Origin of the sequence: Streptomyces atriruber, from assembly GCF_001418325.1 — a bacterium.
Classification (GTDB): domain Bacteria; phylum Actinomycetota; class Actinomycetes; order Streptomycetales; family Streptomycetaceae; genus Streptomyces; species Streptomyces atriruber.
Window position 1 is genome coordinate 1 of sequence record NZ_LIPN01000254.1, and the last position, 16,526, is coordinate 16,526.

The 16,526-nt window shown below is 70.9% G+C and carries 18 protein-coding genes; 2 read left to right on the forward strand and 16 right to left on the reverse strand.

Going from position 1 to position 16,526, the window contains the following annotated elements; all coding sequences use genetic code 11:
* Together AOK03_RS25080 and AOK03_RS25085 are read right to left on the reverse strand one after the other, a co-directional pair.
* Positions 1-452, reverse strand: a 452-nt coding sequence (locus AOK03_RS25080; RefSeq protein ID WP_157869074.1) for a serine/threonine-protein kinase, incomplete at its 3' end; no start/stop codon positions are given.
* A gap of 153 nt (positions 453-605) precedes the next feature.
* Positions 606-1,898, reverse strand: a complete 1,293-nt coding sequence (locus tag AOK03_RS25085) for a DUF6986 family protein (RefSeq protein WP_055567606.1) — start codon at positions 1,896-1,898, stop codon at positions 606-608.
* Positions 1,899-2,141: 243 nt separating this feature from the next.
* Here AOK03_RS25085 and AOK03_RS25090 point away from each other — a divergent pair, with 243 nt between their 5' ends.
* Positions 2,142-3,041, forward strand: coding sequence for an endonuclease/exonuclease/phosphatase family protein (locus AOK03_RS25090; protein WP_055567607.1), 900 nt, complete (start codon positions 2,142-2,144; stop codon positions 3,039-3,041).
* Positions 3,042-3,098: 57 nt separating this feature from the next.
* On the opposite strand, the gene AOK03_RS25095 is transcribed toward AOK03_RS25090, so the two are convergent.
* The 4 genes from AOK03_RS25095 to AOK03_RS25110 form a co-directional block, all read right to left on the reverse strand.
* Positions 3,099-4,061 (reverse strand): electron transfer flavoprotein subunit alpha/FixB family protein, encoded by a 963-nt coding sequence (locus AOK03_RS25095; RefSeq protein ID WP_055567608.1) that lies wholly within the window; start codon positions 4,059-4,061, stop codon positions 3,099-3,101.
* 57 nt (positions 4,062-4,118) lie between these two features.
* Entirely contained in the window at positions 4,119-4,904 is a 786-nt protein-coding gene (locus AOK03_RS25100; RefSeq protein WP_055567609.1) for an electron transfer flavoprotein subunit beta/FixA family protein, read from the reverse strand.
* 232 nt (positions 4,905-5,136) lie between these two features.
* On the reverse strand, positions 5,137-5,646 hold the full coding sequence (locus AOK03_RS25105) for a flavin reductase family protein (protein WP_055567620.1): 510 nt from the start codon (positions 5,644-5,646) through the stop codon (positions 5,137-5,139).
* Positions 5,647-5,890: 244 nt separating this feature from the next.
* Positions 5,891-6,217 carry a thioredoxin family protein gene (locus tag AOK03_RS25110; protein WP_055567610.1) on the reverse strand — a complete coding sequence of 109 codons (327 nt, stop codon included), beginning with the start codon at positions 6,215-6,217 and terminating at the stop codon, positions 5,891-5,893.
* A 223-nt stretch (positions 6,218-6,440) separates the two neighbouring features.
* Between AOK03_RS25110 and AOK03_RS25115 the strand changes: the two genes are divergently transcribed.
* The gene (locus AOK03_RS25115; protein WP_055567611.1) at positions 6,441-7,169 is read left to right on the forward strand and encodes a lysophospholipid acyltransferase family protein; all 729 of its coding nucleotides are present in this window, start codon (positions 6,441-6,443) and stop codon (positions 7,167-7,169) included.
* Between the two features lie 12 nt (positions 7,170-7,181).
* Here the strand turns inward: AOK03_RS25115 and AOK03_RS25120 are convergent, their stop codons facing one another.
* The 10 genes from AOK03_RS25120 to AOK03_RS25165 all read right to left on the reverse strand — a co-directional run.
* Positions 7,182-7,859, reverse strand: a complete 678-nt coding sequence (locus AOK03_RS25120) for a B3/B4 domain-containing protein (RefSeq protein ID WP_055567612.1) — start codon at positions 7,857-7,859, stop codon at positions 7,182-7,184.
* A 13-nt stretch (positions 7,860-7,872) separates the two neighbouring features.
* On the reverse strand, positions 7,873-8,469 hold the full coding sequence (locus AOK03_RS25125) for a transglutaminase-like domain-containing protein (RefSeq protein WP_055567613.1): 597 nt from the start codon (positions 8,467-8,469) through the stop codon (positions 7,873-7,875).
* Between the two features lie 78 nt (positions 8,470-8,547).
* Positions 8,548-9,618 carry a threonine aldolase family protein gene (locus AOK03_RS25130; RefSeq protein WP_055567621.1) on the reverse strand — a complete coding sequence of 357 codons (1,071 nt, stop codon included), beginning with the start codon at positions 9,616-9,618 and terminating at the stop codon, positions 8,548-8,550.
* 35 nt (positions 9,619-9,653) lie between these two features.
* Complete coding sequence (locus tag AOK03_RS25135; RefSeq protein WP_055567614.1) at positions 9,654-10,394, reverse strand: SDR family NAD(P)-dependent oxidoreductase; 741 nt, start codon at positions 10,392-10,394, stop codon at positions 9,654-9,656.
* A 26-nt stretch (positions 10,395-10,420) separates the two neighbouring features.
* Positions 10,421-11,824, reverse strand: coding sequence for a DUF6421 family protein (locus AOK03_RS25140; RefSeq protein ID WP_055567615.1), 1,404 nt, complete (start codon positions 11,822-11,824; stop codon positions 10,421-10,423).
* An 81-nt stretch (positions 11,825-11,905) separates the two neighbouring features.
* Entirely contained in the window at positions 11,906-12,922 is a 1,017-nt protein-coding gene (locus AOK03_RS25145) for an alpha/beta hydrolase (protein ID WP_055567616.1), read from the reverse strand.
* Positions 12,922-14,058: an LLM class flavin-dependent oxidoreductase gene (locus AOK03_RS25150; protein ID WP_055567617.1), complete on the reverse strand. Its 1,137-nt coding sequence runs from the start codon at positions 14,056-14,058 to the stop codon at positions 12,922-12,924. The genes AOK03_RS25145 and AOK03_RS25150 overlap by 1 nt, the downstream gene beginning before the upstream one ends.
* Positions 14,059-14,169: 111 nt before the next feature.
* Positions 14,170-15,363 carry a GDSL-type esterase/lipase family protein gene (locus tag AOK03_RS25155; protein ID WP_055567618.1) on the reverse strand — a complete coding sequence of 398 codons (1,194 nt, stop codon included), beginning with the start codon at positions 15,361-15,363 and terminating at the stop codon, positions 14,170-14,172.
* Between the two features lie 16 nt (positions 15,364-15,379).
* Positions 15,380-15,976 (reverse strand): TetR/AcrR family transcriptional regulator, encoded by a 597-nt coding sequence (locus AOK03_RS25160; RefSeq protein WP_055567619.1) that lies wholly within the window; start codon positions 15,974-15,976, stop codon positions 15,380-15,382.
* 96 nt (positions 15,977-16,072) lie between these two features.
* Positions 16,073-16,526, reverse strand: a 454-nt coding sequence (locus AOK03_RS25165) for a GNAT family N-acetyltransferase (RefSeq protein ID WP_157869073.1), incomplete at its 5' end; no start/stop codon positions are given.

Genomic DNA, 16,526 nt, shown 5'->3' on the forward strand with positions numbered 1-16,526 from the left:
AAGTCGGTGAGGACGACGCGGCCGCCGGTCTCCAGGAGGATGTTGCCGGGCTTCACGTCGCGGTGCAGGACGCCGACGCGGTGGGCCGCGGCCAAAGCCTCCATGACCTTGGCGCCGATGTCCGCCGCCTCGCGCGGATCGAGGGTGCCGCGGTCGCGCAGGACGTCGTCGAGGGAGGGGCCGTCGACGAGCTCCATGACGATGAGGGGCCGTCCGTCGACCTCCGTCACGTCGTGCACGGCGACCACGCCGGGATGGCGCACGCGGGCGGCCGCCCGGGCCTCGCGCTGCATGCGCAGGCGCAGGTCGGCCAGTTCCGGCCCGGCCGCGTCCGTGTACGTGCGCAGTTCCTTGACCGCGACCTCGCGGTGCAGCACCTCGTCGACGGCGCGCCACACGACGCCCATGCCGCCCCGGCCGAGCTGTGCCACGACGCGGTAGCGCCCGGCCAGAAGTCTGCCGACGTCGGCCCGGTCCTGGTCCCCCGGCCGGTCCTGATCGCCGGGCTGTGCCCCATCCCCCGAAAACACTGCTGCCCCGTTCCTGTGATGCCACTTTCCGTGGCGTACAGACTACGGGGCAGCAGTGACCGTCAGCGTTTTCTGTTACTTGCTTGACACCGTGAGGTCGCCGCGGCGGGGGCCGGAGAAGCCCTGCAGACGGGCCAGGGTGAGGCCGGTGAGCCGGGTGACCTCGCCTGCGTCGAGGGCGCCGCAGTCGAGGCCGCGCAGCAGGTAGCCGGCGAGCGCCTTGGCGGTGGCGGGCTCGTCGGCCACGCCGCCGCCCTCGTGGTGTCCCGCGTAGGCGGCGAGGCGGGCGGCGGCCGCCTCGAAGCCCTCGCGGTAGAACGCGAACACGGCGGCGTAACGCGTCGGGATGTGGCCGGGGTGCATGTCCCAGCCCTGGTAGTAGGCGCGCGCCAGGGCGCGCCGGGTGAGGCCGTAGTGCAGCCGCCAGGCGTCGTGGACCTTCTCGGTGGAGCCGACGGGCAGCACGTTGGTGGAGCCGTCGGAGACGCGTACTCCGGTGCCCGCGGCGGCGACCTGCATGACGGCCTTGGCGTGGTCGGCGGCCGGGTGGTCGCTGGCCTGGTAGGCGGCGCTCACGTGGAGGCAGGCGCTGTAGTCGAAGGTGCCGTAGTGCAGGCCGGTGGCGCGGCCCTCGGCGGCCTGGATCATGCGGGCCACGGCGGCGGTGCCGTCGGTGGCGAGGATGGACTGGCTGGTCTCGATCTGGATCTCGAAGCCGATCCGGCCGCGCTCGATGCCGCGCGCCTTCTCGAACTCCTCCAGGAGGCGCACCATCGCGGTGACCTGCTCGGGGTACGTCACCTTCGGCAGGGTCAGGACGAGTCCGTCGGGGAGGCCGCCCGCCTCCATGAGGCCGGACAGGAAGATGTCGAGGGTGCGGATGCCGCGGTCGCGCACCGCCTCCTCCATGCACTTCATGCGGATGCCCATGTATGGGGCGGCGGTGCCGTTCTCGTAGGCCTCGGCCACCAGGCGGGCCGCGCGGGCGGCGTCCTGGTCCTCGTCGGCGCCCTTGTAGCCGTCCTCGAAGTCGATGCGCAGGTCCTCTACGGGCTCGCGCTCCAGCTTGCTGCGCACGCGCGTGTAGACGGCATCGGCGAGGTCGTCGGACAGGCCGAGGACGGCGGCGAAGGACGCGGCGTCCGGGGCGTGCTCGTCGAGCATCTCCAGGGCCTTGTCGCCCCAGGTGCGGATCGAGTCGGCGGTGAACTGCTCCCCGGGGACGTACACGGTGTGGACGGGCTGGCGGGTACCTGGGTCTCCGGGGTAGCGGCGCTCCAGCTCCGCGTCCACCGGGGCGAGGGAAGCGCTGATGCCGTCGCTGATCGCGCCGGCGAGGCTCGTCGCCACCTTCTCTTGCTGACCCATTCCTGCATCCTCCACACACTCGGTGCCGCGCCCGACATTTCCGCTTCACGGAATCAACAATCCGTATAGCGAAGTTATCCGTGACCTTCGTGCTGGTCAACACCCTCTCGCGTCCTGGACCCGCCGCCGACCTCAGGAGTTCACGCCGGTCCCGCATTCTTCTGCCGCTGTCTCAGATCCTGCTTCCGCACCCGTGCGCGCGCACCCCATCCTGACCGCGCGCCCCGAACCGAAGGAGACCGTGTGCCGACCGATTCCCGCGTCACGCGCCGTTCCGGCCTGCGGACGGTGTTCACCGCAGCCGTCGCGCTCCCCCTGCTCAGCACCGCGCTGGCCGCCGCTCCCGCGCACGCCGTGCAGCGCCCCGGCCGCCGCCTGGAGGTCATGTCGTTCAACCTCCGCTACGCGAGCACCACGCCGCCGAACACCTGGGCCGAGCGCCGCCCGGTGACCCGGGAGCTCCTGCGCCGCGCCAGGCCGCACGTCATCGGCACCCAGGAAGGCCTCTACCAGCAGGTACGGGACATCGCGGCCGACCTCGGCCCGCACTACGACTGGATCGGCACCGGCCGCGCGGGCGGCAGCCGCGACGAGTTCATGACCGTGTTCTACGACACCCGCAGGCTGGCCCCGGTCGAGTACGACCACTACTGGCTCTCGGACACCCCGGACGTGATCGGCTCCAACACCTGGGGCGGCGGGTCCATCCGGATGGTCACCTGGGTCCGCTTCCACGACCTGCGCACCGACGGCGAGCTCTATGTGCTCAACACGCACCTCGACAACGCGTCCCAGTTCGCCCGCGCGCGTGCGACGCAGCTGATCGTCGAGCGCCTCGCCCGCCTCGACCGGTCGCTGCCGCTGCTCGTGACGGGCGACTTCAACGTGGCCGCGCACAAGAACCCGGTGTACGACACGCTGCTCGCCGCAGGCCTCGTCGACAGCTGGGACGCGGCGGACCGCCGGAGCAAGGCGTACGCCACGTTCCACGGCTACAAGCCCCTCACCCCCGACGGCGACCGCATCGACTGGATCCTGGCGACGCCGGGGGTGCACGTCCACGAGGCGGCGATCAACACGTTCGCGCTGGACGGACAGTTCCCGAGCGACCATCTGCCGGTGCAGGCGAGCCTGACGCTGTGACGCGCCGAGGCCCTCGCGCCGCGTGCCGCGGTGCGAGGGCCTCGTGGGTCGATGAGCTCAGCCCTTGCGGGAGTTGACCTCGTCGGTGAGCGCCGGGACGACGTCGAAGAGGTCGCCGACCACGCCGTAGTCGACCAGGTCGAAGATCGGGGCCTCGGCGTCCTTGTTGATGGCCACGATGGTCTTCGAGGTCTGCATGCCGGCCCGGTGCTGGATCGCGCCGGAGATGCCGGAGGCGATGTACAGCTGCGGGGAGACCGACTTGCCGGTCTGGCCCACCTGGTTGGAGTGCGGGTACCAGCCGGCGTCGACCGCGGCGCGCGAGGCGCCCACGGCGGCACCGAGCGAGTCGGCGAGCGCCTCGATGATCGAGAAGTTCTCGGCGCCGTTGACGCCGCGGCCGCCGGAGACCACGATCGCGGCCTCGGTCAGGTCGGGGCGGCCCGTCGACTCGCGCGGGGTGCGCGAGACGACCTTGGTGCCGGTGGCCTTCTCGGAGAAGGAGACCGCGAGGGCCTCGACGGCGCCCGCGGCCGGGGCGGCCTCCACGGCGGCCGAGTTCGGCTTGACCGTGATGACCGGGGTGCCGCTGGAGACGCGGGACTTGGTGGTGTACGAGGCGGCGAACGCGGACTGTGTGGCCACCGGGCCCTCGTCGCCGGCCTCGAGGTCGACGGCGTCCGTGATGATGCCGGACTTGATGCGGACCGCGAGGCGGGCCGCGATCTCCTTGCCCTCGGCGGAGGACGGGACGAGCACGGCGGCCGGGGAGACGGCGTCGTACGCGGCCTGCAGCGCGTCCACCTTCGGTACGACGAGGTAGTCGGCGAACTCGGGGGCGTCGGCGGTGAGGACCTTCACGGCGCCGTGCTCGGCGAGCGTGGCGGCGGTGGCCTCGGCGCCGGAGCCGAGGGCGACGGCGACGGGCTCGCCGACGCGGCGGGCCAGGGTCAGCAGCTCCAGGGTGGGCTTGCGGACGGCGCCGTCCACGTGGTCGACGTAGACGAGAACTTCAGCCATGGGACTTCAATCTCCTGCGGTAACGAAGAAGTTGGGCGGTTGAGGGGTGACTGAAGCTCAGATGAACTTCTGGCCCGCGAGGAACTCGGCGAGCTGCTTGCCGCCCTCGCCCTCGTCCTTGACGATCGTGCCGGCCGTGCGGGCCGGACGCTCGGCGGCGGAGTCGACCTTGGTCCAGGCACCCTCGAGGCCGACCTCTTCGGCGTCGATGTCCAAGTCGTCCAGGTCGAGCGACTCCACCGGCTTCTTCTTGGCGGCCATGATGCCCTTGAAGGACGGGTAGCGGGCCTCGCCCGACTGGTCCGTCACGGACACGACGGCCGGCAGGGAAGCCTCCAGCTGCTCGCTGGCGGTGTCGCCGTCACGGCGGCCCTTCACGACGCCGTCCGCGACGGAGACCTCGGAGAGCAGCGTGACCTGCGGGACGCCGAGGCGCTCCGCGAGGATCGCCGGCAGCACACCCATGGTGCCGTCGGTCGAGGCCATACCGGCGATGACCAGGTCGTAACCGGTCTTCTCGATGGCCTTGGCGAGCACCAGCGAGGTGCCCATCACGTCGGTGCCGTGCAGGTCGTCGTCCTCGACGTGGACGGCCTTGTCGGCGCCCATGGAGAGCGCCTTGCGCAGCGCGTCCTTGGCGTCCTCGGGGCCGACGGTCAGCACGGTGATCTCCGCGTCGTCCGCCTCGTCGGCGATCTGCAGCGCCTGCTCGACCGCGTACTCGTCGAGCTCCGAAAGGAGGCCGTCGACGTCGTCGCGGTCGACGGTCAGGTCATCGGCGAACTTCCGGTCGCCCGTGGCGTCCGGCACGTACTTCACACAGACAACGATCCTCAAGCTCACGCCGGCTCTCCTACTGCATCGTCTTAACTGGGCTGCTGCCTTGGCTCATGGCCACTGCCTTCTTCCAGGCAGCATAGGCGCCTGAAGCGGCGGATCCCGGTCGGGGCGGCCCGCGCTCCGACCGAAATATTACTCATGAGTACACCCAGTTCATTCCCCCTGAGCAAGCGCTTTGAACTGTGACCTTCCCAACGCTCCGTAATCGGACCGGGGGCCCGCCCGACGGGAACTCTCAGTCGCGCAACGCGTTGAAGCGCCCGTGGTGGTACAGGAGCGGGCGGCCGTCGTCCGCACGGTCGCCGACGACGGCCTCCGCGAGCACGATGCGGTGGTCACCGGCGGGCACGCGCGCCACGATCCGGCAGACCAGCCAGGCGAGCGCGCCGTCGAGGACGGGAACCCCCTCGGGGCCCTCGCGCCAGCTCGTGGCCGGGCCGAAACGGTCGGCTCCGCTGCGGGCGAACGTGGCGGCGAGTTCCTGCTGGTGCTCGCCGAGTATGTGGACGCCGACGTGCTCGGTCTCGGAGACCGCGGGCCAGCAGGAGGAGCCGGTGCCGATGCCGAACGAGAGCATCGGGGGCTCGGCGGAGACCGAGGCGAGCGAGGTGGCGGTGAAGCCCACGGGGCGGGACCCCTGCGCGGCGGTGATCACCGCCACCCCCGCGGCGTGCTGACGGAAGACCGAGCGGAGCAGGTCGGGGGTGGCGAGCCGGGGCGTGCTGAGGGCGGGCGATGCCGTCATGGAGTTGTCCTTCTGCCGGAGATTGCCGGAGGTACGAGCGGAGACGTCGGTGCTCAGCACTGCGGACAGCGCGCGCTGGCGTGGCGGCCGAGGTCCACGTGGACGCGCTCGTACAGAAGGAGGTCCCGGGGCATGCAGGCAGGCTCGCGATAGATGCCGCGTGCAGTCAAGCCCATTTCGGAATATGAAAGAAGGATCACGGCCGCGGGCCCGTGCCACCCGCCGTGACCTGCATGACCCTCCGTCACACGGCCTCCCCCAGCGCGGCGATGACATCGGCCTTGCGGGGCTGTCCGACGGCGCGCCGGACCACCTGCCCCGCCGCGTCCAGGACGAGCACGGTGGGGGTCTTGAGGACGCGCAGCTCCCGTACGAGATCGAGCTGCGCCTCGGCGTCGATCTCCACGTGGCGCACGCCCGGGACCATGGCGGCCACGTCCGCGAGCACCCTGCGCGTCGCCCGGCAGGGCTGACAGAAGGCGCTGGAGAACTGCACGAGCGTCGCCCGCTCCCCCAGCCGCTCCCCGATGTCCGCCGCGCCGAGCCGCCGCCCGGCCTCCCGTCCCCGCACTTCCGCCTCCGCCCGTCAGCCCTGCACCAATGCGCTCCGAAGTACAGCGTTCGCGCGCCCCGAATGATTCCGACGTGACGAGAATCTCCCGCATACGCGGCACCAAGGCTGGTCAGCCGTCCGTTGATGGGGCACGATCTGCGCAACGCCGAAAAACCTACGGCTGCGTAACTTCACGCCGGGACCCCCTCCCCAGGCAGAAAACGAAGGGCCCTCCCCACCCATGGCAGAGCTTGTCTACCGTCCCGTCATCGGTGCCGCGAAAACCCTGTTCAAGGCATGGGACCTGAAGATCGACTGCAAGGGTTCGGAGAACATCCCACGCTCCGGCGGCGCGGTCCTGGTCAGCAATCACATCAGCTATCTCGACTTCATCTTCGACGGTCTCGCCGCCCTGCCCCAGAAGCGTCTCGTGCGGTTCATGGCGAAGGAGTCGGTGTTCCGGCACAAGATCTCCGGGCCGCTGATGCGCGGAATGAAGCACATCCCCGTCGACCGCAAGCAGGGTGAGACGGCCTATGCGCACGCTCTCGACTCGCTGCGCTCCGGGGAGATCGTCGGCGTCTTCCCCGAGGCGACGATCTCGCAGTCGTTCACCCTGAAGCAGTTCAAGTCGGGAGCCGCGCGACTGGCCCAGGAGGCCGGGGTGCCGCTCATCCCGATGGCCCTGTGGGGCACGCAGCGGCTGTGGACCAAGGGACACCCCCGCAACTTCAAGCGCAGCCACACGCCGATCACGATCCGCGTGGGCGAGCCGGTGGAGGCCCCCAAGGACCAGTACGCGGGCGCGATCACCCGGCGCCTGCGCGAGCGCTGCCAGGAGCTCCTGGAGGCCGCGCAGCGCGCCTACCCGGTGCGCCCCAAGGGCCCGGACGACACCTGGTGGATGCCGGCGCACCTGGGTGGCACGGCGCCGACCCCCGCCGAGGTCAAGGCCGCCGAGGCGGGCTGACCGCCCCGCCCCTCAGCCGACGGCGACCTGAGCGCCGGGGCTGACCTTTTCGAGCAGCTCGGCCAGTTCCGCGCCCGCCGCTTCCAGGCCCGCGTCCGGCCCCATGCCTTCCAGCAGGAAGATCGCGTTCACCGACTCCTCGGTGAGGCGGGTGCGCGGGCCCTGACGCCAGTTCCAGCGACGACAGGTGACGCCCTCGTCGTCGCACCAGACGATTTCGCCCGCGTCGGGGTGCTCCACGGTCCGCTCCCCCGCGGCGGCCGTCACGAAGTCCTCGTCGCCGGTGGCCCGCACCAGGCGCATGCCGCCCTTGATCAGGTCCAGGTCCTCGCCGCCGACCGGGATCAGGTGGGCCACGCTGACGGCGTTGTAGAGATCCACGAGCGCATTGATCCGCGGCAGGCCGCCGTCCGCGAGGGCGCGCCTGGCGAGCGCCTCCGCGGAGTTCCGGGTGCGCGAGGGCTTCGCGCCGAAGGCCGTGTACGCGGCGCGCCAGGCGGCCATGTGCGGGTCCTCGTGCGGGGCGCGGCCGCCGAGGCGCGCGGCGAGGCGGCGGGCAGCGTCGTCGAGGAGGGCCGCGGTCGCGTCGGTACTGGGGCCGTTGACGAGCCCACGGGCCTCGATGACGACGTGGGTGAAGCCGGGCGCGAGGGCGCGGACCTCGTCGGAGACGGTCAGGTCGATGGTCATGGTCCGTCGTGCCTCACAGTTCTGAGGGGTAGATCTGCCAGAGGTGCGGCCGGTCCCGGGCCTCCTTGAGTGCGCGGAGCGCCACAGGGCTCGGTTCAGCATAGAGGACCGGATAGTCCACTTCGTTGGACTCGGGATCGACCGGCCAGGCCAGCTGCTCCTCGCCGAGGCGGAACTGCGCGTCGACGACGCCCGGAATGTTGCCCCGCGCGTCCTGCCGGTGCCAGGCGCCGTCGAGCCGCACGGCGACCAGGCCGTGCAGGGAGTAGCCGCTGGTGTTGTCGTCCCGCAGGCGCTGGTAGCAGAACGTCGTCGGGATGTCCTCGGCGCGCAGCAGAGCGGCCAGGGCGTGGGACTTGGCGAGGCAGATGCCGGTGCGTTCACGCAGGACGTCGGAGGCACGCCAGGTGACCTCCATGCGGCCCGCGTCCTGCGAGTGCGGAACGGCGTCGCGCACGAACTCGAAGGCGGCGCGTGCGTAGGCGTATGTATCGACGGATGCTTTTGCAAGGTCCGCGGCGGTCTCGCGGATCAGCGGATGATGGTGGTCGACGACCTCGTCCGCGGCCAAGTATGCAGACAGGTCGGGTTTTTCCTGGGTCAGGCGCATGTCACGGGAGCATAGGAATACGCCCGACCGTACGTCAATGACTTTACGATCGAGCGCATACCTATGCAGCGCGTGGGCTCAGCGCGCCATCTCCTCCTTGAGCGCCGCGAGGAACCCGTCGACGTCCTCCTCGCGGGTGTCGAACGCGCACATCCAGCGGACGTCGCCCGCTGCCTCGTCCCAGAAGTAGAAGCGGTACCGCTTCTGCAGGCGCTCGCTCACGTCGTGCGGCAGCCGGGCGAAGACCGCGTTGGCCTGCACGGGGTAGAGGATCTCCACGCCGTGCACCGAGCGGACGCCCTCCGCGAGGCGCTGCGCCATCTCGTTCGCGTGGCGGGCATTGCGCAGCCACAGGTCCTTGGCGAGCAGGGCCTCCAACTGCACCGAGACGAAGCGCATCTTGGAGGCGAGCTGCATCGACATCTTGCGCAGGTGCTTCATGTGGCGGACGGCGTCCTGGTTGATGACCACGACGGCCTCACCGAACAGCGCACCGTTCTTCGTGCCGCCGAGCGACAGGATGTCGACGCCCACGGCGTTCGTGAACGTCCGCATGGGGACGTCCAGCGCGGCCGCGGCGTTGGCTATCCGGGAGCCGTCGAGGTGCACCTTCATGCCGAGCTGGTGCGCGTGGTCGCAGATGTCGCGGATCTCGTCGGGCGTGTAGAGCGTGCCCAGTTCGGTGTTCTGCGCGATCGAGACGACCTGCGGCATGGCCCGGTGCTCGTCGTCCCAGCCGAACGCCTGCTTGTCGATCAGCTCGGGCGTGAGCTTGCCGTCCGGCGTGGGCACGGTGAGCAGCTTGAGGCCCGCCATGCGCTCGGGGGCGCCGCCCTCGTCCACGTTGATGTGCGCGGACTCGGCGCAGATCACCGCGCCCCAGCGGTCGGCGACCGCTTGGAGCGCGACGACGTTGGCGCCCGTGCCGTTGAACACCGGGAACGCCTCGGCGGTCGGGCCGAAGTGCCCGCGGATCACCTGCTGGAGATTGGCCGTGTAGTCGTCCTCGCCGTACGCGATCTGGTGACCGCCGTTGGCGAGCGCGAGGGCCGCCATGACCTCGGGGTGGGCGCCCGCGTAGTTGTCGCTGGCGAAACCGCGCACGTCCGGGTCGTGATGGCGGCGCGCGTCGGTCTTCGGCGGGTTCACTGCTTCCCGGTCACGACCGGTCGTGTCGCGTCCGGTCACGGCTTCTCGGTCAGCCACAGGCGGTTTCCGTTCACTTCCCCGGCGGGCTTCTCCCAGACGCCGGCGACGGCCTCGGCCAGCTCCTTGACGTCCGTGAATCCCGCGAACTTCGCGTTGGGCCGCTCCGCGCGCATCGCGTCGTGCACCAGCGCCTTGACCACCAGGATCGCAGCCGCCGCACGCGGACCGTCGTCGCCCCCCGCCTTGCGGAAGGCGTCGGCGAGGGCGAGCGTCCAGGCCTCGGCCGCCGCCTTCGAGGCGGAGTACGCCGCGTTGCCCGCGGTCGGCTTGGAGGCGCCCGCCGCGCTGATGAGCAGGTACCGGCCGCGGTCGCTGCGCTGCAGGCCTCCCTCGAAGGCGAGGGAGGTGTGCTGCACGGTGCGGATCAGGAGCTTTTCGAGGAGATCCCAGTCGGCGAGGTCGGTCTCGGCGAAGTTCTTGCTGCCGCGCCAGCCGCCCACGAGGTGGACCAGGCCGTCGATGCGGCCGAACTCCTTCTCCGTGCGCGTCGCCCACTCCCGGGTGGCGTCCAGATCGAGGAGATCGACCGTGTCGCCGATGACGGTGGCCCCGCCGTGCGCGTACCGGGCGGCGTCCACCGCTTCGGCCAGGCGCGAGGCATCGGCGTCCGATGCCACGACGGTGGCCCCGGCCTCGGCCAGCCTCAGCAGGGTGGCGCGTCCTGCGGGCCCGGCCGCTCCGGCCACCGCGACGACGGCTCCATCGAGTGCGGACATGGTCCTCGCCTCCTCCTGGCGGCCGCTCACGCGGCGGCCTTCTCGACGCCCGAAGAAGCAGTGATCCCCTTGGTGGAGGCGATCACGTGCTTCAGCTTCTTGGAGAGCGCCTCATAGAACATGCTGAGCGGAAACTCGTCGGGAAGCACCTCGTCGACAAGTTTGCGCGGCGGCAGCGAGGTGTCCAGGGCGTCGGGGCCCTTGGCCCAGCGCGATCCGGGGTGCGGGGCGAGATAGCGGGACACCAGGTCGTACGCGGCGAACCAGTGGACCAGTTTCGGGCGGTCGATGCCCGCGCGGTAGAGGTCCTCGATCTCGCCGCACAGCTGGTTGGTGACCTCCGGCGCGCGCTCCCAGTCGATCCTGAGCTGGTTGTCGGTCCAGCGGACGACGTCGTGCTTGTGGAGGTAGGCGAAGAGGAGCTGGCCGCCGAGTCCGTCGTAGTTCTTGACGCGGTCACCGGTGACCGGGAAGCGGAACATCCGGTCGAAGAGGACGGCGTACTGCACGTCGCGCGCCTGCGGGATGCCCTCGGCCTCCAGCTTCACGGCCTCCTTGAAGGCGGTGAGGTCGCAGCGCAGCTCCTCGAGGCCGTACATCCAGAACGGCTGGCGCTGCTTGATCATGAACGGGTCGAACGGCAGGTCGCCGTGGCTGTGGGTGCGGTCGTGGACCATGTCCCACAGGACGAACGCCTGCTGGCAGCGGTCCTGGTCGCCGATCATCTCGCGGATGTCGTCGGGCAGTTCGAGCCCGAGCAGGTCCACGGAGGCCTCGGTGACGCGGCGGAAGCGGGCCGCCTCGCGGTCGCAGAAGATACCGCCCCAGGAGAAGCGCTCGGGAGCCTCGCGCACGGCGATGGTCTCGGGGAAGAGGACGGCGGAGTTCGTGTCGTACCCCGCGGTGAAGTCCTCGAAGGTGATGCCGCAGAACAGCGGGTTGTCGTAGCGCGTGCGCTCCAGCTCGGCCAGCCAGTCGGGCCAGACCATGCGCAGCACGACCGCTTCGAGGTTGCGGTCGGGGTTGCCGTTCTGCGTGTACATCGGGAAGACGACCAGGTGCTGCAGGCGGTCCTCGCGGTGCGCGGCGGGCTGGAAGGCGAGCAACGAGTCGAGGAAGTCCGGCACTTCGAAGCCCGCCTCGACCCAGCGGCGCAGGTCAGCGACGAGCGCACGGTGGTACGCGGCGTCGTGCGGAAGGAGCGGGGAGAGCTCCTCGACCGCGGATATCACGCGGTCCACGGCGAGTTCGGCGATGCTCTTCGCCGGGGCGCCGTCCGCCTCGAAGTCGATGGAACCGTCCGCCGACTGCCAGGGCCGGATGTCCTCCACGGCATCCTTGAGCACCGGCCACGCGGGGTGGTCCACCACCCGCCCAGCAGCGGAAGGAACCGCACCCTCGAAACCCGACTGCACAAGAATTTCCGTCATGTCCCATCCTCCACGGGAGAACCTCGCGTTAGAACACCGTAAGCGTGCGAGGTTCTCCGCGACAAGAGGGGACTCGGGAAATTATCCTGCGCCACCCCCACTTCTGCCGCTGTTTTTCCTGCGGCTACCGGCTGACTCGATTGCTTCTGCCGCATCGGTCATCGCCTGCCCCGCGTCGGGGAGCAGGCCGGGGAAGCCCAGGAAGCCGTGGAACATCCGCGGATAGTGGGCGGTGGTGACGTCCACGCCGGCCGCCCGCAGGCGTTCCGCGTAGGCCAGGCCCTCGTCGCGCAGCGGGTCGCAGCCCGCGGTGACCAGGTGGGCGGGCGGCAGACCGCCGAGGTCGGCGGCGCGCAACGGGGAGGCGAGGGGATGTGCGCCGTCCCCGTCGGGACCCAGGTACTGCTGCCAGAACCAGCGCATGTGCGCGGCGGTCAGGAAGTATCCGTGCGCGTTCTCCCGGTAGGAGCCGGTGTCCTGGGCGGCGTCCAGGACGGGGTAGAGCAGCAGCTGCAGCGCGACGGCGGGGCCACCCTCGTCCCTGGCCCGGAGGGTCACCGCGGTGGCGAGACCGCCTCCGCTGCTGTCCCCCGCGGTGACGAGGGCGCCCGGATCGCCGCCGAGCGCCGCGCTCTCTTCAGCCGCCCAGCGGAGCGCCGCGTACGCGTCGTCGACGGCCGCGGGGAAGCGGTGCTCGGGCGCGAGGCGGTAGGCGACGGAGACCACGGCGGCTCCGGAGCGGGCGGCCAGGGCGCGCGCCGTGGCGTCGTGGGAATCGAGGCCGCAGACGGTGTAACCGCCGCCGTGGAAGAAGACGACGGTCGGCCGGGGTCCGCGGTGCCGCTCCGGATCCGGCAGGTAGATGCGTACGGGAATCGCGGGCGCGCCCGGCGGCCCCGGCACGGTCCGGTTCACGACGGACCCGACGGCGGGCGGCGCCTTCCCGGAAGCGGGTACGGCGGCGAGGATCCGGCGGGCCTCGGCGGCGTCGGTGACGGTGCCGCCGAGGTCGGGGAAGGCATCGGCCAGGGCGTCGACGAGGGGGCGGGCGAGGGGGTCGAGACGGTCGGGGCCGGGCCGCCGGGGCTCCCGGCGCATCAGCTCGCGCCCGTCTCCTGGGCGCGGAAGTAGGGGATGACCTTCTCGCCCCACTGCCGCAGCGTCTCCAGGCAGGCCTCCTGCGGCACAGTGCCCATCTGGATGAGGCACATGATCTCGTCGGCCCCCGCGTCGCGCAGGCGCTCCACGTAGGCGATGGCGTCGTCCGCGGTGCCGTACGCGTGGTCGGCGTTGAACGTGGCGGTCGAGTTGGGCCGTACCGGAATGTTGTGCTCGTGCAGCCGCGCGACGACCTGCTCGGCGGCCTTGCGCATCTCGGCGGCTTCGTCGCTGCCCTCCACGACCGCTTCATCGGGGATGCCCGCGCCGCCGTACCAGTGCCCGATGGACTGCGCGAAGAACCGCTGGCCACGGGTGCCGACGCGCCGCGCGGTCTCCCGGTCGTCGAGCACGATCGTCGGGCAGAGCACGGAGAAGTGGTCGTTGACGACGCTCGACACGAAGCGCTCGTCGGTGCGGGCCGCGATGGCCGCGTCGTACGCCTGACGCATTCCGGCGATCGACTCGGGTCCGGCGAAGCCCATCACCAGGGCGCCGATGCCCAGTTCGGCCGCCTGCGTCAGGGTCTCGGTCCTGCTGCAGGCGAGGAAGAGCGGCGGGTGGGGGGTCTGCTCGGGCCGCGGCAGGATCGGGTGCGGGCCGATGTCGAGGAGCTCGCCGTGGTGCTCGAGCTCCTCCTTCTCCCAGGCCTTCCCGATGATCCGCAGCGCCTCCTCGACCTCTTGGGTCGTACGTTCCCTGTCGACTCCGCAGAGCGACGTCTCCTGCTCCGTGCCGCCCCGCCCCGCACCCAGGTCGAGCCGCCCTCCGGAGAGCAGGTCCAGCATGGCCGCGCGCTCTGCGACCCGCGCCGGGTGGTTGAAGTTGAACGGCATGCAGACGACGCCGTGGCCGATCCTGATGGTGCTCGTGCGCGCGGCGACCCAGGTGAGGAAGATCTCCGGCGCGCTCATGTGCGCGTACCACTTGAGGGAGTGGTGCTCGACCGCCCAGACGCGGTCGAACCCCATCTCCTCGGCGAGCACCGCCTGTTCGACGCTGTCGTGGATCACCTGATGCTCGCGCTCGACGGTCGGATCGGCGAGCTGAGCCTCGAATATGACGGAGAACTTCACGTGCCCTCCCGGGAGTTGTGCCCGTGCGACATGGCCCTTGCGTATGACGATCAGCCATATGACTAGTCGTCAGGTCGTGAAGTCGCAAGGGGTGACGCACGGGCATTCCGGTCAGGCCGTGCCGTCCGCGAAGGGACCTCCCGCCGCGAAGGCCTTGGCGGCGAAGCGTTCGCCGATGCGGTGGTGCGTGGTGGCGTCCGGGTGGAGGTCGTCGGGAAGGGGCAGCTCGGCGGCGTCGGCGGAGCCGTAGAGGTCGCGGCCGTCGAGGTAGTGGAGGTGCGGGTCGTCGGCCGACCGCTGCTTCACGATGCGGGCCAGTTCGTCGCGGATGACGTTGAGGGTGAGCTTTCCGCCCGCCCGTTCCGCCGGGTCACCCATCGCCTTGAACCGGATGCGCCCTTCCGAGAATCCGCTGAGGTCCGGCGCGCTGGGGCCGGGGGTGTCCTCGTGGACGGGGCACAGGATGGGCGAGACGACCAGGAGCGGCGTGTCGGGGTGCCCCTCGCGGATGGTGTCGAGGAAGCCGTGCACGGCCGGGCCGAAGGCGCGCAGCCGCATCAGGTCGGCATTGACCACATTGATGCCGAGCTTGACGCTGATCAGGTCGGCGGGGGTGTCCCGCAGGGTGCGGGCGGTGAACGGGTCGAGCAGGGCGCTGCCCGCAAGTCCCAGGTTGATCAGCTCCACACCGCCGAGCGAGGCGGCGCGCGCGGGCCAGATCGTGGTGGGGCTCGCGGCGTCGGAGCCGTGGCTGATCGAACTGCCGTGGTGCAGCCACACCCTGCGGCCCGGGTCGCGCGCGGGCTCGACGGGAGCGTCGATGCGCAGGGCGAGGAGTTCGGTGGTCTCGTTGTGCGGCAGCCAGATCTCGACGTCCTTCATGCCGTCGGGCAGGCCGGTGAAGCGCGCGGTGCCGGGCTCCCCGGCCGTGAGCTCCGCGGTCCCCTCGGTCATGTCGATGGTCAGGACGTTGCCGTTCGGCACGGTCGTCGCGCCGGCCGGGCGACCGTCGACGAGCAGGTCGTAGACGCCCTCGGGGCGGGGCGGGGCGCCCACGTAGGAACGCTTGGTGGGCAGCGTGTCGAGCTCGACCGCGGTGGCGCGGGTGCGGAACGCCAGGCGTACGCCGGAGGGCTGGGACTCGGCCATCGCGAGCTGCCCGTCGGTGTTCTGGGCGCGGGCCCACGCGGGGAGCCGGTGCGGCAGTACGCCGCGCTCGGTGTGCTCCACGTCCAGGGCGCCGCGCAGCAGCTCCGCGGTGACGGCCGTGTTGATCCAGGGCTGGTGGGTGTCTTCGGTGTGCATTGCCTCAACCTGTTGATCACGTAAGTGGATTGGGACCCTGGGCGGTCGGCTCGGGCCAGTTGCGCAGCAGGGCGTCAAGGGCGTCGATGACGCGCGTCCACGTCTCCTGCGAGTCGGGCGCGCTGTGGCTGAACCCGCCCGCGAGCTCCAGGCTCACGTAGCCGTGGAAGACGCTGCCGAGGAGGCGGACCGCGTGCGTCTGGTCCGGTTCGGTCAGCTCGTACCCGCGCAGGATCGCCCGTGTCATCTCCGCGTGCCTGCCGCCCGCGCCGGCGGCGGCCGCTTCGGGGGTGAGCCGCAGCTGGGCCGCGGCGTACCGCCCGGGGTGCTCCTGGGCGTAGTCGCGGTAGACGTTCGCCAGCGCGGCCAGCGCGTCCTTGCCCGCGCGCCCGGCCAGGGCTTCGGCGCCTCGGTCGGCGAGTTCCGCCAGGGCGAGCAGGGCGATCCCCGTCTTGAGGTCCTGGGAGTTCTTCACGTGCGAGTACAGGCTCGCGACCTTGACGTCGAAGCGACGGGCGAGCGCCGAGACGGTCACCTGGTCGAAGCCGACCTCGTCCGCCAGCTCCGCCCCCGCCCGGACCAGGCGTTCCGTGGTCAGCCCTGCGCGCACCATCACGTTCCCCTCTCTCGACTTAACCGATTATGCATTTGCCTAATACCTTTAGGCAAATCGGTGCCGGGATTAGGCATCCACGAGCCCCGAGCCCGTTCAGGAGCGCTCGACGCGCTTCTCGAACCAGTGGTGCGCGTACGGCTCGTCGTTGAACGCGGGCACCTCCCGGAAGCCGCAGGAGTGGTACAGGCCGATCGCCGCGTCGAGCGCCTTGTTGGTGTCCAGACGCAGGAGCGCGCGGCCGTCCCGGGCGGCCAGCTCCTCCAGCTCCGCGAGGAAGCGGCGGCCGAGACCGAGCCCCCGGGCCTCGGGCGCCACCCACATGCGCTTGATCTCGGCAACGGAACCGGGCGGCAGCTTGAGCCCGGCGCAGCCGATGGGCTCGCCCTGCGACCTAGCGACCAGGAACAGGCCGTCCGGCGGCCGCAGCCCACCCGCGTCGGGCAACAGGCTCTGCGCGGGGTCGAAGCCGGTGTCGAAGCGCTCCTGCAGTTCGGTGAAGTAGGACCGCAGGCAGCGCTGGGCGTCCGGATGGTCGGGGTCGACGGCG

Bases quoted from the DNA above. Each gene is read 5' to 3' on its own strand.
- AOK03_RS25105 (WP_055567620.1), bottom strand. From the start codon at position 5,646: ATGACGGCATCGCCCGCCCTCAGCACGCCCCGGCTCGCCACCCCCGAC.
- AOK03_RS25115 (WP_055567611.1), top strand. From the start codon at position 6,441: ATGGCAGAGCTTGTCTACCGTCCCGTCATCGGTGCCGCGAAAACCCTG.
- AOK03_RS25125 (WP_055567613.1), bottom strand. From the start codon at position 8,469: ATGCGCCTGACCCAGGAAAAACCCGACCTGTCTGCATACTTGGCCGCG.
- AOK03_RS25085 (WP_055567606.1), bottom strand. From the start codon at position 1,898: ATGGGTCAGCAAGAGAAGGTGGCGACGAGCCTCGCCGGCGCGATCAGC.
- AOK03_RS25120 (WP_055567612.1), bottom strand. From the start codon at position 7,859: ATGACCATCGACCTGACCGTCTCCGACGAGGTCCGCGCCCTCGCGCCC.
- AOK03_RS25095 (WP_055567608.1), bottom strand. From the start codon at position 4,061: ATGGCTGAAGTTCTCGTCTACGTCGACCACGTGGACGGCGCCGTCCGC.
- AOK03_RS25145 (WP_055567616.1), bottom strand. From the start codon at position 12,922: ATGCGCCGGGAGCCCCGGCGGCCCGGCCCCGACCGTCTCGACCCCCTC.
- AOK03_RS25135 (WP_055567614.1), bottom strand. From the start codon at position 10,394: ATGTCCGCACTCGATGGAGCCGTCGTCGCGGTGGCCGGAGCGGCCGGG.
- AOK03_RS25160 (WP_055567619.1), bottom strand. From the start codon at position 15,976: ATGGTGCGCGCAGGGCTGACCACGGAACGCCTGGTCCGGGCGGGGGCG.
- AOK03_RS25140 (WP_055567615.1), bottom strand. From the start codon at position 11,824: ATGACGGAAATTCTTGTGCAGTCGGGTTTCGAGGGTGCGGTTCCTTCC.
- AOK03_RS25155 (WP_055567618.1), bottom strand. From the start codon at position 15,363: ATGCACACCGAAGACACCCACCAGCCCTGGATCAACACGGCCGTCACC.